The 13,861-nt window shown below is 67.4% G+C and carries 11 protein-coding genes; 3 read left to right on the top strand and 8 right to left on the bottom strand.

What is annotated here, in order from left to right:
• Positions 1–58: 58 nt before the first annotated feature.
• From PX653_RS26565 to PX653_RS26585, 5 genes are all read right to left on the bottom strand, one after another.
• Positions 59–2,359, bottom strand: a complete 2,301-nt coding sequence (locus PX653_RS26565) for a xanthine dehydrogenase family protein molybdopterin-binding subunit (protein WP_277415631.1) — start codon at positions 2,357–2,359, stop codon at positions 59–61.
• Positions 2,356–3,492 (bottom strand): FAD binding domain-containing protein, encoded by a 1,137-nt coding sequence (locus PX653_RS26570; RefSeq protein WP_277415632.1) that lies wholly within the window; start codon positions 3,490–3,492, stop codon positions 2,356–2,358. Before PX653_RS26570 ends, PX653_RS26565 begins: the two co-directional genes overlap by 4 nt.
• A complete protein-coding gene (locus PX653_RS26575) occupies positions 3,489–4,016 on the bottom strand; it encodes a (2Fe-2S)-binding protein (protein ID WP_277415633.1) in 528 nt (175 codons plus the stop codon). The genes PX653_RS26570 and PX653_RS26575 overlap by 4 nt, the downstream gene beginning before the upstream one ends.
• Before the next feature lie 244 nt (positions 4,017–4,260).
• Positions 4,261–4,899, bottom strand: a complete 639-nt coding sequence (locus tag PX653_RS26580; protein ID WP_277415634.1) for a PEP-CTERM sorting domain-containing protein — start codon at positions 4,897–4,899, stop codon at positions 4,261–4,263.
• A gap of 135 nt (positions 4,900–5,034) precedes the next feature.
• On the bottom strand, positions 5,035–5,370 hold the full coding sequence (locus tag PX653_RS26585; protein WP_277415635.1) for a hypothetical protein: 336 nt from the start codon (positions 5,368–5,370) through the stop codon (positions 5,035–5,037).
• Between the two features lie 164 nt (positions 5,371–5,534).
• Between PX653_RS26585 and PX653_RS26590 the strand changes: the two genes are divergently transcribed.
• On the top strand, positions 5,535–7,253 hold the full coding sequence (locus PX653_RS26590) for a methyl-accepting chemotaxis protein (protein WP_277418660.1): 1,719 nt from the start codon (positions 5,535–5,537) through the stop codon (positions 7,251–7,253).
• Between the two features lie 74 nt (positions 7,254–7,327).
• Positions 7,328–7,525: a hypothetical protein gene (locus PX653_RS26595; protein WP_277415636.1), complete on the top strand. Its 198-nt coding sequence runs from the start codon at positions 7,328–7,330 to the stop codon at positions 7,523–7,525.
• Between the two features lie 183 nt (positions 7,526–7,708).
• On the opposite strand, the gene PX653_RS26600 is transcribed toward PX653_RS26595, so the two are convergent.
• Positions 7,709–7,885, bottom strand: a complete 177-nt coding sequence (locus tag PX653_RS26600; RefSeq protein WP_277415637.1) for an oxidoreductase-like domain-containing protein — start codon at positions 7,883–7,885, stop codon at positions 7,709–7,711.
• Positions 7,886–7,897: 12 nt separating this feature from the next.
• Complete coding sequence (locus tag PX653_RS26605) at positions 7,898–11,023, bottom strand: ligand-binding sensor domain-containing diguanylate cyclase (protein ID WP_277415638.1); 3,126 nt, start codon at positions 11,021–11,023, stop codon at positions 7,898–7,900.
• Between the two features lie 204 nt (positions 11,024–11,227).
• Here PX653_RS26605 and PX653_RS26610 point away from each other — a divergent pair, with 204 nt between their 5' ends.
• Positions 11,228–12,733: a DEAD/DEAH box helicase gene (locus PX653_RS26610; RefSeq protein ID WP_277415639.1), complete on the top strand. Its 1,506-nt coding sequence runs from the start codon at positions 11,228–11,230 to the stop codon at positions 12,731–12,733.
• Positions 12,734–12,787: 54 nt separating this feature from the next.
• On the opposite strand, the gene PX653_RS26615 is transcribed toward PX653_RS26610, so the two are convergent.
• A complete protein-coding gene (locus PX653_RS26615; RefSeq protein ID WP_277415640.1) occupies positions 12,788–13,861 on the bottom strand; it encodes an acyltransferase in 1,074 nt (357 codons plus the stop codon).

A 13,861-nucleotide genomic window follows, 5' to 3' on the forward strand; every position in this document is an offset into this window, starting at 1 on the left:
GGCGATTGACGACCAACATCAGGGTCAGTCCCCGCAAGGGGGACAGACCCTCGCTGCTTCATGGTTTGCTGCTGTCCGACCCGGCCAGCACCTTGTCCGGCGTCATCGGCGTGCTGCGCAGGCGCCGCCCCGTGGCGTGGTAGATGGCGTTGCTGATGGCCGCCGCCACGCCCACGATGCCGATTTCCCCGACCCCTTTCGCGCCCAGGCGGCTGACGATGCGGTCGTCCTCCTGCGCGAACATCACGTCGATCGCGTGGATGTCCGCGTTGACGGGCACGTGGTACTCCGACAGGTTGTGGTTGACGAAGCGGCCGAACCGGTGGTCCGTGTAGCTCTCTTCGTGCAGCGCCTGGCTGATGCCCCACACGATGCCGCCCACCACCTGGCTGGTGGCCGTCTTGAGGTTCATGATGCGGCCCGCCGCGACGGCGCTGACGACGCGCGTGACGCGCACCACGCCCAGCTCCTCGTCGACCCGCACTTCCACGAAGACGGCGGAATGCACCAGGCGGCGGAACTTGCGCTGCTTGAGCATGTTCGGCAGCATCAGGTACTTCTCTTCCAGCCGCACCACGCCGCTGTCGTTCAGGATCGCCGTCAACGGCAGGGCCACCTCCGGCTGCCGCTTCAGCCGCAGCATGCCGCCGGCGAACTCCACGTCTTTCCGCTTCGCGCTGGCGAACGGCGAGTCCTGCAGCTTCTGGGCGTGCTTGAAGAGCGACTTCTGCAGCTTCTCGCAGACACCGGCGACGGCCGAGCCAACGGTCGTCACGTGCGACGAGCCGCCTTCGATGGGCGCGACGGGCAGGGTGGAATCGCCCAGCTGGAACGTCACATCCTCCAGCGGCAGGCCCATCGCCTCGGCGGCGATCATCGCCATCACCGTGTAGGTACCGGTACCGATGTCGGTGGCGGCGCTGGAGACCACCAGCTTGCCGTCCGCATGCAGCACGGCGCTGGCGCGGGCGAACATCTGCATCGCATCCCACACGCCCGTCGCCATGCCCCAGCCCACCAGCTCCGTGCCTTCCTTCATCGCGCGCGGATTGAGCGGGCGCTTGTCCCAACCGAACTGCTTCGCGCCCAGCTCGTAGCAGGCGCGCAGCTCCTTGCTGGAGTAGGGCTTGTCCTCGACGGGGGCCTTGTCCGCGTAGTTCTTCAGGCGCAGCTGCAGCGGGTCCATGCCCAGCGCATACGACAGCTCGTCCATCGCCACTTCCAGCGCGTGCACGCCGTGTGCGGCGCCGGGCGCGCGCATGTCGATCGGCGTGTACTGGTCCAGCTTGACGAGCTTGTAGTCGAACTTGATGTTGTCGCACGCGTACAGGAGGCCCGACCAGTTGACGACGACCTCCACGTAATCCTCGATCGGCGACGTCTCGGCGATCGCCTGGTGGTAGATCGAGCGCAGCGTGCCATCGCGCTCCGCCGCCAGCTTGACCCGCTGCAGCGTCTCGGGACGGTGGCCGAAGCTGAACATCTGCTGGCGCGTCAGCTGCACGCGCACCGAGCGTTTCAGGTGCAGGGCCGCCATCACGGCCAGCGTCAATTGGTACTGCGGCCGCAGGCCGGAGCCGAACGCGCCGCCCACGTACGGGTTGCGCACGGTGACCTTGTTCTTGGACAGGCCGAACACGTGCGAGACGTACCAGCGGCTGTTCTGCGAGCTTTGCGTCTTGTCGTAGATGGTCAGGTGACCGTCCGGCTCGCGGATCACCGTGGAGGCGAACAGCTCCATCGGATTGTGATGCTCGACGCCGCTGTAGAACTCCGCGTCGATCTTGACGGGCGCCTCGGCGAAGGCCTTGTCGGCGTCGCCTTTCTCGTCCGGCGGCGGCTCGAAGCCCGCCTTCAACGGCTTCGGCTTGTACGCCCTGTGGACGTTGGCGGACAGCTTGGTGTCATGCGGTTCCTGCTCGATGTCGATGCGCACCAGTGCCGCCGCGTAGCGCGCGGCCTCGAACGTCTCGGCCACCACCAGCGCGACCGGCTGGCCGCTGTAGAACACCTTGTCGTCGTACAGGGGGCGGAACGGCGCGCCGGCCGGTGCCGTCATGTCCTTGTAGGCGATGTCGAACCCGCGCACCTTGGGGCGGTTCAGGTGCGTCAGCACCTGCACGACGCTCGGCACGGCCAGCGCGTCCGTCGTGTGGATCGCCACGATGCGGCCCTTGGCCACGGGGCTGCTGACGACCACGCCATAGGCCAGGTCGGGTGCCGGCACTTCGGCGGCGTACTTGGCCTGGCCCGTCACCTTGGCACGGCCGTCCACGCGCGACACGGGCGTGCCGGTGCGCACCGGACCCGTGCCGGGGTCGGCGACGGGTGCCTTGAGTGCCTCGATCAAATCCGTCATTGCTGTCCTCCCAGGTCTGGTGTGCTGACGTTCCAGTTCGTCACCGTGCCGTTGGCCGCGACTTGCAGCGCACGCACGATGGCGTTGCGCGCCAGCGCAATCTTGAAGTCGTTCGAGCCGCGTCCGACGGCGCCTGCCAGCAGTGCTTCCGCGACGCGGGCGAACAGCTCTGGCGACGGCCGCTGTCCTTGCAGCAGCGCCTCGGCATCGGGCCGGCGCCACGGCTTGTGGGCAACGCCGCCGAGGGCGATACGGGAGGTGCGGATGGTGCCGTCGTCCGCGAGATCCAGGGCTGCGGCCACGGAGGCCAGCGCGAAGGCGTACGACAGCCGCTCGCGCAGCTTCAGGTAGGCCGAGTGGCCGGCGAACTGCAGCGCCGGCGGCAGCGCGATGTGCGTGATCAGTTCATCGGGCGCCAGGGTCGTGTCGATATCGGGCCGGTCGCCGGGCAGGCGGTGGAACTCGGCGAACGCAATTTCCCGCTTGCCGCGCACGGACTGCACGTGCACGACGGCCTCCAGCGCGGCCAGCGCCACGCACATGTCGGACGGGTGCGTGGCGATGCAGTGCTCGGAGGTGCCGAGGATCGCATGCTGGCGCGTGACGCCGCCGATGGCGGAGCAGCCGCTGCCCGGGGTGCGCTTGTTGCACGGCGTGGCGACGTCGTAGAAGTAGTAGCAGCGGGTGCGCTGCAGCAGGTTGCCGCCGTTGCTGGCCATATTGCGCAACTGCGGCGAGGCGCCTGCCAGGATCGCATCGGCCAGCAGCGGATAGCGTTCCTTCACCAGCGGATGGTAGGCGGTATCGGCATTGCGGGCCAGGGCGCCCAGCAGCAGGCCGCCGTCGGGCGTCTCCTCGATGCGGTCGAACGGCAGGCGGTTGATGTCGACCAGTTTCGGCGCCACCAGCACGCCTTCCTTGAGCAGGTCGAGCAGGTTGGTGCCACCGGCAACGAAGCGCACCTCGTACTGGTTGGCAGCGGCCGGCGTGGCCGCGTTCGCCGCGGGCGCCAGGTCGGGAGGGGCGGTTGGTCCGGGCGTGGAGGCCAGCGGCGCATCGGCGCTGCCGTTGGCGGCCACCTGGCGCAACGCGCCATCCACGTCGGTGGGGCGGGAATAGGCGAACGGGTTCATGCCGGCACCGTCCCGGTCACGACCGCGTGCTCCGCGTTCTCGCTGTCCGGCGCGATGCCGGCCACCTGGCTGACAGCGCGCAGGATCTGCGGGTAGGCGCCGCAGCGGCAGATGTTGCCGCTCATGAGCTCACGCACCTCGGCCGAACATCTGGCCTGGCCTTCGTTGATCAGGCCCACGGCCGAACAGATCTGGCCCGGCGTGCAGTAGCCGCACTGGAAGGCGTCGTGTTCGACGAAGGCCTGCTGCAGCGGGTGCAACCGGTCGCCGTCGGCCAGGCCTTCGATGGTGGTGATGCTGCGGCCATCCTGCATCACGGCCAGGGTCAGGCAGGAGTTGATGCGGCGGCCGTCGACCAGCACGGTGCAGGCACCGCACTGGCCCTGGTCGCAGCCCTTCTTGGTGCCGGTCAGTCCCAGCCGCTCGCGCAGCAGGTCGAGCAGGGTGACCCAGGCTTCCAGTTCCAGTGTGTGCTCGCGGCCGTTGACGGTAATCGTCAGCGGATGGCGCTCGGGAGCTTGCATGGCGAATCCTCTTTGTCGGGTGGAGGAGTGCGGGGCAAACCGGATGCACTGGTGACGCGGCGGCGCAGGAGGTCACCCCGGCGACCCCGGATGTGAAGCGTCACGATAACGTTCAATGGCCGGGGCTGGTTGTGCGTTTGTTCACATAGTGCGGCATATGGTTGGGGGCCAGCGAGGAAACCAAAGAAAAAGCCCGCGGCTTGCGCCGCGGGCTCGAAGGTTACTGCGTGTTTCTTCTTCGTTCTTATTTCTTGCGACGGCGGGCCGCCAGCGCGACCAGCGCCAGGCCGCCTGCCAGCATCGGCAGCGTGGCCGATTCCGGTACCGGCGACACGGCCTTCGTCAGCGTCAGGTCGCGGCCGAACAGCACGGCGTTCGAGAAGCCGGGGACCTGGCCGCCATTGTTCAGCCATTCGATGTCCCAGGTGCCGGACAGCGTCTTGCCGGCGCCGATCCTGGTCTCGTCGAACAGGAACGCGGTGCTGGCGTTGGACGCGTGGATGTCCAGCGTCAGGTCCAGGGTGGCGTCGTACTTCTTGCTGACGTTGGTGATCGACCACGTACCCGTCTTGCCGCCGGCACTCTTGCCGAACGTGAAGTCGAAGCGGGAGCTGTAGTCGGTGGCCCATTTGCCTTCGACCGTTTCCAGCGTGCTCCAGAACAGCGAGCCCGTGTTCCAGAAGGCCAGGCTGAACGACAGCGACCCCGTGTTCATCGGGTTCAGGCCCGAGTACACCAGCTTGTCGGCGATTTCACCGCCCAGCGTAACGTCGTCCAGCGTGGCGTTGCCGATGCTGCCCTTGTTGAAGGTGGCGTTGGCGGAACCGGCGGCAAGCAGAGCTGCGCTCAGCAGTACGGCTTTCGAAACAGCAGCGATAGTCATTTTTTTGTTCTTTCGGGATGCTTGCCGGGATCGCGGGCAGACGGGAAAAAAGGCGATGGTTTGGCCTGGATCAATATCCTAAACAAAAGAACGTGAGCTTGCAACAACGAAATTTTAATTGCATTAATGGAAATGTCACTGGCGCGCAACACCCGGGCGTTGCCGTTGCCGGCTTTCCGCGGGCGTCAGCAGCCAGACACGGTCGACGTCACCGTCCCCGTTCTCCGTGTAGTACACCGGCAGGTCACGGCCCCGCAGCGCGGCCGGCAGCTCGACCAGGTTGTCCTGGTTGAAGATGCGCGCCGCCGGGGCCAGCCGGCGCGGCTTGCCGTCCAGGGTAATGTCGGGGAACCACCCCGGCGTCAGCGCGCCGCGCTTTGCTTCCGGCGGAAACACGCGTGGCTCGGCGAACGCGGGCAATAGCGGGAGGGCGGCCAGGACGCCCAGGGTCAACAGGGCACGGCGGTGCATGGCTTCTCCTTCAAACCTCCACTGTAACCCCGGCGGGCGACTCTGGCGAGCGCGGCGGCGCGTGCTGCGATATTGCTACGTGGCTCCGTCGTTCGGCGCGAAGTGGCATGCTGACGACTCCGGGCGCGGTGGCGGCGTTTGCCGACAAGAAAATAGGAGATGCCATGAAGTGGTTCCAGAACCTCAGGATCGCACCGAAGCTTCTGCTGGTATTCGGTGTCGTACAGTTGCTGATGCTGGTCATGGGCCTGGCCAGCATCCGTTCGATGGGGCGCATGAACGACGCTTCGACGGACCTGGCCAGGAACTGGATGCCCAGCGTGCGTGTCGTCATGCAGCTGCGCACCGACGTGGGCGAACTGCGCCGCTGGCAGCTGGCCCACATGCTGACCGACGTGCCGGCGTCGCTGACCACCTACGAGGAACGGATGGCCAAGACGCTGGAAGGACAGCGCGCCAACGCGGCAGGCTACGAGAAACTGATCTCCAGCCCCCAGGAGCGTGCGCTGTACGAGGAGTTCGCCCGCAACTGGCAGCTGTTCCTGGTCGAACACGACAAGGTTGTAGCCCTGTCGCGCCAGAACCTGAAGGCCGAGGCCCGGGCGGCCGCGGCAGGCAGTTCCGCCAAGATCCTCGGCGACGCCAACGCGGCGCTGGACAAGCTGGTCAAGCTGAACGTCGAGGGCGGCCAGCGTGCCGGCGACGAGTCCGAGACGCTGTACCGCGACGCCCGCACGCTGTCGATTGCCTTGCTGTTGCTGGCCGCATTGGCCGGCAGCGCGCTGGCGCTGTGGGTCGCGCGCATGGTCGCGCGGCCGCTGGGCGAGGCGGTGGACACGGCACGCGCCGTGGCCGATGGCGACCTGACCCGCGACCTCACCGTGCGCTCGCAGGACGAGACGGGCGAGCTGATGGCCGCGCTGCGTGACATGACGACGAAGCTGCAGACGGTCGTCGCCCAGGTCCGCGTGGGCACCGACACGATCGCCACCGCTTCCAGCGAGATCGCGGCCGGCAACCAGGATCTGTCGGCACGCACGGAGCAGCAGGCCAGCGCGCTGGAGGAGACGGCGTCGTCGATGGAGGAACTGACGTCCACGGTGCGCCAGAACGCGGACAATGCGCGCCAGGCCAACCAGCTGGCCCAATCGGCTTCCGGCATCGCCGTGCGCGGCGGCGCCGTGGTCGGTGAAGTGGTGGGCACGATGGCCTCGATCAACGAGGCGTCGCGCAAGATCGTCGACATCATTTCCGTCATCGACGGGATCGCGTTCCAGACCAATATCCTGGCCCTCAACGCGGCCGTCGAGGCGGCGCGGGCGGGCGAGCAGGGGCGCGGTTTCGCCGTCGTCGCCAGCGAGGTGCGCAACCTGGCGCAGCGCTCGGCCGCCGCCGCCAAGGACATCAAGCACCTGATCGACGACTCCGTTGGCAAGGTCGACGCGGGCTCGCGCCTGGTCAACGAGGCGGGTACCACGATGGACGAAATCGTCGCCAGCATCACGCGGGTGACGGACATCATGAGCGAGATCACGGCCGCCAGCACGGAGCAGAGCGCCGGCATCGAGCAGGTCAACCAGGCGGTCGTGCAGATGGACCAGACGACCCAGCAGAACGCCGCGCTGGTGGAAGAGTCGGCGGCGGCGGCCGAGGCGATGCAGCAACAAGCGGCGCACCTGGCGCAGATCGTCAGCGTGTTCCGCGTCAGTGCCCAGGCCGCCGGCGTGATTGCATCGCCACCGCCGCGGCGCAGCGCCGTCGTGGCGGCATCCGCGCCGCGCGTGGTGCAACCGGCACCGAAGCCGGCTCCCCGGCCGGCACTGGCGAACACCAAGGCGCCGGCCAAGCCGCAGCCGCAGGAAGACCAGTGGGAGGAGTTCTGAGCAGTGACCCCGTGGGTTAAAATGCCGCAGCGCCGGCCGCTGGCCGGCCATTTTGCAGCAGAACAGGAAAACGTATGGCCAAGAAGGAAGAACTGGACGAGGAATCCCGCGAATTCATCCAGTGGTGTATCGAAGTGGAAGGGTTTCTCGTCGCTGGCGGTGCCACCGTCCGCGAAGCACAGGATCACATCGAGGAGCAGATCGACTGGTTCGCCGACCAGTTCTGCGCCGCGCTGACGCCGGAAGAAGCGGCGCGCGAGGCGCTGGCCTGAGCTGGCGGACCAGCTGCCGCGATGGCTCTCGGGCTATCGAAATGGTGGGCACGTGTCCTGGGTGAAAACCAGGGACAGTCCCCTGCGGGGACAGTCCCTGAGCCGTGCTGCAAGGGTCTGTCCCTGCATAGGGACTGACCCTGAAGTTTGCTGGCACCACCGCAACGCTGCGGAACTTCAGGGTCAGTCCCCGTCGGGGACAGGCCCCCGCCGCGCCAGCCAGGCCGCCAACTGCGCCTCGTAGCGCTCCAGCGCCTCGTTGTAGGCATCGAACACGCACACGGTGCAGCCGCTGCGGCAGCAATCCTCCAGCGCCGGCTCCTGCGGCGGCTGCGGGCGCGGGTCTGCGGCGGTATTCATCTGCTACGCATCTCAGTCGGCCGCCAGCATCGCCTGGTTGCGGCCGCGGATCTTGGCGCGGTACAGCGCGCGGTCGGCGCGGCGCACCAGGTCGTCCGGATCGCCATGTTCCTGCGGTACCTGCACGGCCACGCCGATACTGATGGTGACGTGGCCGAACGGCGACTCGTCGTGCTCCATGTCCAGCCCCGCCAGTTCCGTGCAGATGGCCTGCGCCGTCTGCATCGCGTCGGTGGCATCCGTGGCCGCCGCCAGCAGCACGAATTCCTCGCCACCGTAGCGCGCCGCCAGGTCCGTGGTGCGGCGTGCGTGGCGCGTCAGCAGCTCGGCCACCGTGCGCAGGCACGCGTCCCCCGCCACGTGGCCGTAGCGGTCGTTGTATTTCTTGAAGTAGTCCACGTCCAGTACCAGCAGGGCGAGCGGCTGGCTCGTGCGCGCGGCGCGGCGCCACTCCGTGGCCAGCTGCGTATCGAAGCCGCGGCGGTTCGTGATGCCCGTCAGGCCGTCCGTGGTCGACAGTGCCGCCAGCTTCAGGTTCGACTGTTCCAGTTCGGCCGTGCGCTGCGCGACGACGCGCTCCAGTGCCGCCTTGTGCTGCGTCAGCCGGCGCACGCGCCAGCGGTACAGGGCCCACAGCAGCGTGGCCCCCAGCAGCATCGTCGCCGTGCGGAACCACCAGGATTGCCAGAACGGTGGCGTGACGGTGACGACCAGCGCGACGGGGTCCTCGTTCCAGACCCCGCGATGGTTGGCCGCCTTGACGCGGAAGATGTAGCGGCCCGGGTCCAGGTTCGTGTAGGTCGCGGCGCGACGGGTAGCGTCCGTCTCGACCCAGTCCTCGTCGAAGCCTTCCAGCCGGTAGGCATAGCGGTTCAGGCCCGGCTCCGTGTAATGCAGCGCGGCGAACTCGATCGAGAAGCCGGACGCGGGCGGCGCCAGCGTCAGCCGGCGCGGCGCCGTCACGGCGCCCTCCAGCGTGACGCCCGGCTGCGGCCGCGCATCGCTGAGGGAGTGGTTGTAGACCTTGATGTCGGTGATCGCCACCTGCGGTGCGACCGACGGGCTGCGCACGTCGCGCGGCGCGATCGCCGTCATGCCGTGCACGCCGCCGAAGTACAGGATGCCGTTCGGCCCGGGCGACGACGAATTGATGGTGAAGCCGTCCGTCATGCCGTCCGCCGCCGTGTACTGCAGCGACTTGCCCGTGGCCGGTTCGATGCGGTACAGCCCGGCGATGGTGCTGACCCACAGGTTGTCGTCCAGGTCGTTGCGGATCGACAGGATCTTGGCCCCGTGCGTCGCGTCCAGGTAGGAGCGGAAGCCGATCTTGCCGTCGCGCAGGATGACCTGCTGCAGGCCCTTGGCGGTGCCGACCCAGATGCGGCCCAGCGAATCCTCGTGCAGGCTGGAGATGTTGTCGTCGGCCAGGCCGTCCGATACAGTGTTGTCCTGCACGAAGTGTTCGAACTTGCCCGTTTTCGGATCCAGCAGGTCGAGGCCGCCGCCGTTCCATTCCGATCCCATCCACACCCGGCCGCTGCGGTCCTCCAGCACGACGGAGGTGCCGTTGACGCTGCGCGTGGTCGGATCGACCGGGTCGTTGCGGTAGACCTTCCATGTGCCCGCCGCCGGCAGGTAACGGATCAGGCTGTTGCCGGTGGCCAGCCACAGCACGCCGTCGCGTCCCGGTGCGATGCCGTTGATGTAGTCGCTGGCGGGGTCGCCGAAGTGTACGGAGGTGAACTTGGCGTCGGCGTGATCGAGCCGGTTCAGGCCGTTCGACGTGCCCGCCCACAGCGGCCCGTCCGGGTCCTGGTACAGGCAGTAGACGATATTCTGCGTCAGGGTGCCGGGCTGCTTCGGGTCCGACACATAGCGCCGCATCACCGTGTTGTTGGCCGGGTCGAACAGGCTGATGCCCACGTTACCGCCCAGCCATAGTTTATTGTCCGGCGCGCGCGCGATGCTCAGCACGGCATTGGTGCCGGGCGTGCCCGTCTGGTCCGCGCTGTGCGGCACGTAGCGGGTGAAGCCGACGCTGTTCAGGTTGACCAGGCTGATACCGTCCGTGAACGACGCCACCCACAGCATGCCGCCGCGGTCCTGGGCCAGGGCGCGCAGGTTGTCGCCCGGCAGCGAGAACGGATCGCTGGGGTTGTGCGAGAACTGGCTGAAGCGGCCCATGCGGGCGTCCCAGCGCAGCAGGCCGGCCGACAGCGTCGTCGCCCACAGCGTGCCCTGGCGGTCGATGTAGAAGCTGTTGACGCGGCTGTTGGGCGTGGCGAGTTCCTTGCGTGCCGACCACGGCGTGTCCGCGTCCCAGCGCAGGGCGCCGCTCTCGGTGCCGATCCACAGCGCGCCGGCCTTGTCGAACTGCAGCGCACGCACGATGTTGCGACGCGGGTCGGGTTTCTCGGCCAGGTCGACGGCATGATGGACGAACGCCTTGCCGCCCGGCGGCAGGTAGTCGAGGCCACCCGGCCACGTGGCGGCCCACACGCCGCCCTTGGCATCGAGTGCGATGGCGTTGACGTCGTTGGTGGCGAGGCTGCCCGGCAGCGCCGGGTCGTGCGCGTAGACGACGAACTTGCCGCTGGCGGGATCGAAGTGCTGCAGGCCGCCCCAGCTGGCGATCCACATGCCGTCCTTGCCGTCGGAAATGATGGCCTTGATGATGCCGCGGTTCTTCGGCCCCATTTCGGCGCGGAACACGGTGAAGTTGTTGGTCTCGGGATTGAAGCGGGCCAGGCCATTCTGCGTGCCGGCCCAGATGCGGCCCTGGCGGTCCTCGAACAGCGCCGAGACCCGGTCGTGCGGCAGGCTGTTCGGATCGTTCAAGCGGCTCGTGTAGCGCACGGCATGGTAGCCGTTGTAGCGGTACAGGCCGTTGAGGTGAGTGCCGATCCACATGAATCCCTGGCGGTCCTGCAGCAGCGACAGAATCGACGGCTCGTCGTTGCCGAGCGGCCCCAGCTGCTTGAAGCGCAGGGTCGGCGGCGCCGTCGGTTGCGACAACGCGGCGGTCGCGCCCAGCACGGCGATCAGCAGCGCCAGCAGGAACAGCGCGAAGCGGCGGCCGGACAGCGGCGCAGGACGCCGCGATTGCGGCGGAACGGAGAGGGTAGGGGAGCGGTGCATCCCGTGATTATACATTCCTATTATGCAATAAAATTCCGGTAGAATGCCAGGAACTGTGCGGATGTGGTGCGAAACGGGTATTATCCGGGGTTGGCCGCTGTGACCGTTGCATGCGCGCATCACGTAAATCGCGGCGGCCAGCCGTGCAGTTTCCCGGTCCTCGTAACGTAGAAAGCATGGCGGTTGAATCCGCCGCCCCAGAATATGTCTGATTTTGAAACCCCTTCCGCCTCTGGCGTACAGCCTGTGGCACCCGCCCAGGTGCGTTTCTCCGACTTCGGCTTGTCTCCGGACATCCTGCGCGCCCTGACCGACCAGGGCTACGAACACCCGACGCCGATCCAGGCGCAGGCGATCCCTGTCGTGTTGCAGGGACGCGACGTCATGGGCGCGGCCCAGACCGGCACCGGCAAGACGGCCGGCTTCTCGCTGCCCATCATCCAGCTGCTGCTGGCGCACGCCAATCCGAGCATGAGCCCGGCGCGCCATCCGGTGCGGGCACTGATCCTGACGCCCACGCGCGAGCTGGCCGTGCAGGTGGCGGAAAACGTCGCGGCCTATTCGCGCCACACGCCGCTGCGTTCGACCGTCGTATATGGCGGCGTCGACATGAAGCCGCAGACGGCAATCCTGCGAAGCGGCGTCGAGATCATCATCGCCACGCCAGGGCGCCTGCTCGATCACATCGAACAGAAGACCGTGTCGCTCGGCCAGGTGCAGATGTTCGTCATGGACGAAGCGGACCGCATGCTGGACATGGGCTTCCTGCCCGACCTGCAGCGCATCATCAACCTGCTGCCGAAGCAGCGCCAGAACCTGATGTTCTCGGCCACGTTCTCGCAGGAGATCAAGAAGCTGGCCAACAGCTTCCTGAACAGCCCCGTGACGATCGAGGTGGCGCGCAGCAATGCCACCGCCGACAAGGTCACGCAGGTCGTCTACAAGGTCGCCGAAGAGCACAAGCGCGATGCCGTCGCCCACATCCTGCGTTCGCGCGAGATGAAGCAGGTGATCGTGTTCTCGAATACCAAGATCGGCGCCTCACGCCTGGCGCGCGGCCTGGAGCAGGAGGGCATGAAGGCCTCCGCCATCCACGGCGACAAGACGCAGCAGGAGCGCATGGCCGCGCTGGAAGCGTTCAAGCGCGGCGAGATCGACGTGCTGGTCGCCACCGACGTGGCGGCGCGCGGCCTGGACATCTCCGACCTGCCGTGCGTGATCAACTACGACCTGCCGTACAACGCGGAAGACTACGTGCACCGCATCGGCCGTACGGGCCGCGCCGGCGCGTCGGGCGACGCCATCTCGATCTATTCGGACAAGGACGAGCGCCTGCTGGCCGATATCGAAAAGCTGATCAAGCAGACCGTCAAGCGCGGCGAGCTGGCCGGCTTCACGCCATCCGCGCGCGGCGGCGACGAACGCGGCGAACGGCGCCCGCCACGGCGCGACAGCGACCGCGGTGCCGGCGCCAGCGCCGGTCCCGCCGGCGAGCGTGGCCCCCGTCCGGAACGCAGCGGCGAACGCGAGCGCTACGGTCGTCCAGGCGGTCCGTCGCCACGGCGCGACAAGGTCGATCCTTGGTTCCTGAAGCCGTACGAGCCGACCCGTTCCACGCGCCCGGCCACGCCGGAAGCGACGACCGGCTCCTCGCCGGCCAAGCCGAAGCAGAAGATCGCGGCGCTGCTGGGCGGACTGCCGAAGAACTGAGGGATGCATAAAAAAACCGGTGACTGTCACCGGTTTTTTTATGGGGCATCGCCGTCAGCTGGGCACCAGCATGCGAACCCCTGGGATCTGCTGCAGGCCACGGACGGCCAGCGAGCAGGCCAGCACGATGAACAGCGTGAGCACCGGGATCGCGATCCATGGATTGACGAACTGGTAGTCGTAGCCGAATTTCGCGTCGACGAAGAACAGCGCCCAGACATGCATCAGGTAGACGCCGAAGCTGGTCTTGCCGAAGAATGCAAGAAAGCGTTCCAGCTGGCTGCCGGCCACCAGGATCGTCGCGAACAACCAGCGCAGCGAGCAGAAGGCCGCGAATGCCGCCAGCGCGACCAGGGGACTGGAATACACGTAGAACGCCTCGTCGGCCCGGCCCAGCCGGTCGCAGCGCCACCACGTGGCCAGGGCAATGGCCGCGCTCAGAAGTATCCAGGCTGCCCAGACCAGTCCGGGGCGTGGCAGCCGTGCCGGGAGGTGGTGATACAGCACCGCACCGGCCACCATATAGCCGCCGTACAGCGACAGGTAGGACAAGTCGATGCTGATCGAGACAGCGCCACGCAGTGCGATTTCCAGCGGGATCACGCATGCGCCGAGAAACCAGAACGCCAGGCAGAAGACCTGTACGCGTACCGCCGTGGCCTGGTAGAAGCCTGCCATTACCGGCAGGAACAGGTAAGCTCCCGCCAGTGCGTACAGGTACCAGAGGTGTGCCACCACGGGGCCGAGCACGATGCGCTTGACCCAGTCGCCGCGCATGTCGCCGGCGTAGCGGAACCAGCACAGGTACAGTACCGACCAGCCAAGCAGCGGCACCGCGATGCGCCACAGGCGCTTGCCGATCGCGCCGATGGTCTGCTGGCGCGGCAGCAGCAGCGCGCCGCTGATCATGAAGAACAGCGGCACCGCCACGCGCGACACGCTTTCGTAGGCGTTGATCGCCCACCAGTGCTGGCCCAGCTGCCCAAAGCCCTTGGCGCCGATATGGATAGCGGTGACGAACAGCAGTGCGACGAAGCGCATGCCGTCCAGCGCGGTGTCGTGCACCGGTTGGGCGCGCGGCACGCCGATCGGAATCGCGCTGGCGCGGGAGGGAGTGGCTGCCGTCAT

It is taken from the genome of Pseudoduganella chitinolytica, from assembly GCF_029028125.1.
GTDB classification, from domain to species: Bacteria; Pseudomonadota; Gammaproteobacteria; order Burkholderiales; family Burkholderiaceae_D; genus Rugamonas; species Rugamonas chitinolytica.

Excerpts from the sequence above, each read along its gene's own strand:
- PX653_RS26595 (WP_277415636.1), top strand. The coding sequence starts at position 7,328 with ATGGCCAAGAAGGAAGAACTGGACGAGGAATCCCGCGAATTCATCCAG.
- PX653_RS26570 (WP_277415632.1), bottom strand. The coding sequence starts at position 3,492 with ATGAACCCGTTCGCCTATTCCCGCCCCACCGACGTGGATGGCGCGTTG.
- PX653_RS26615 (WP_277415640.1), bottom strand. The coding sequence starts at position 13,861 with ATGACGGCAGCCACTCCCTCCCGCGCCAGCGCGATTCCGATCGGCGTG.
- PX653_RS26590 (WP_277418660.1), top strand. The coding sequence starts at position 5,535 with ATGAAGTGGTTCCAGAACCTCAGGATCGCACCGAAGCTTCTGCTGGTA.
- PX653_RS26585 (WP_277415635.1), bottom strand. The coding sequence starts at position 5,370 with ATGCACCGCCGTGCCCTGTTGACCCTGGGCGTCCTGGCCGCCCTCCCG.
- PX653_RS26565 (WP_277415631.1), bottom strand. The coding sequence starts at position 2,359 with ATGACGGATTTGATCGAGGCACTCAAGGCACCCGTCGCCGACCCCGGC.
- PX653_RS26600 (WP_277415637.1), bottom strand. The coding sequence starts at position 7,885 with ATGAATACCGCCGCAGACCCGCGCCCGCAGCCGCCGCAGGAGCCGGCG.
- PX653_RS26610 (WP_277415639.1), top strand. The coding sequence starts at position 11,228 with ATGTCTGATTTTGAAACCCCTTCCGCCTCTGGCGTACAGCCTGTGGCA.
- PX653_RS26575 (WP_277415633.1), bottom strand. The coding sequence starts at position 4,016 with ATGCAAGCTCCCGAGCGCCATCCGCTGACGATTACCGTCAACGGCCGC.
- PX653_RS26580 (WP_277415634.1), bottom strand. The coding sequence starts at position 4,899 with ATGACTATCGCTGCTGTTTCGAAAGCCGTACTGCTGAGCGCAGCTCTG.
- PX653_RS26605 (WP_277415638.1), bottom strand. The coding sequence starts at position 11,023 with ATGCACCGCTCCCCTACCCTCTCCGTTCCGCCGCAATCGCGGCGTCCT.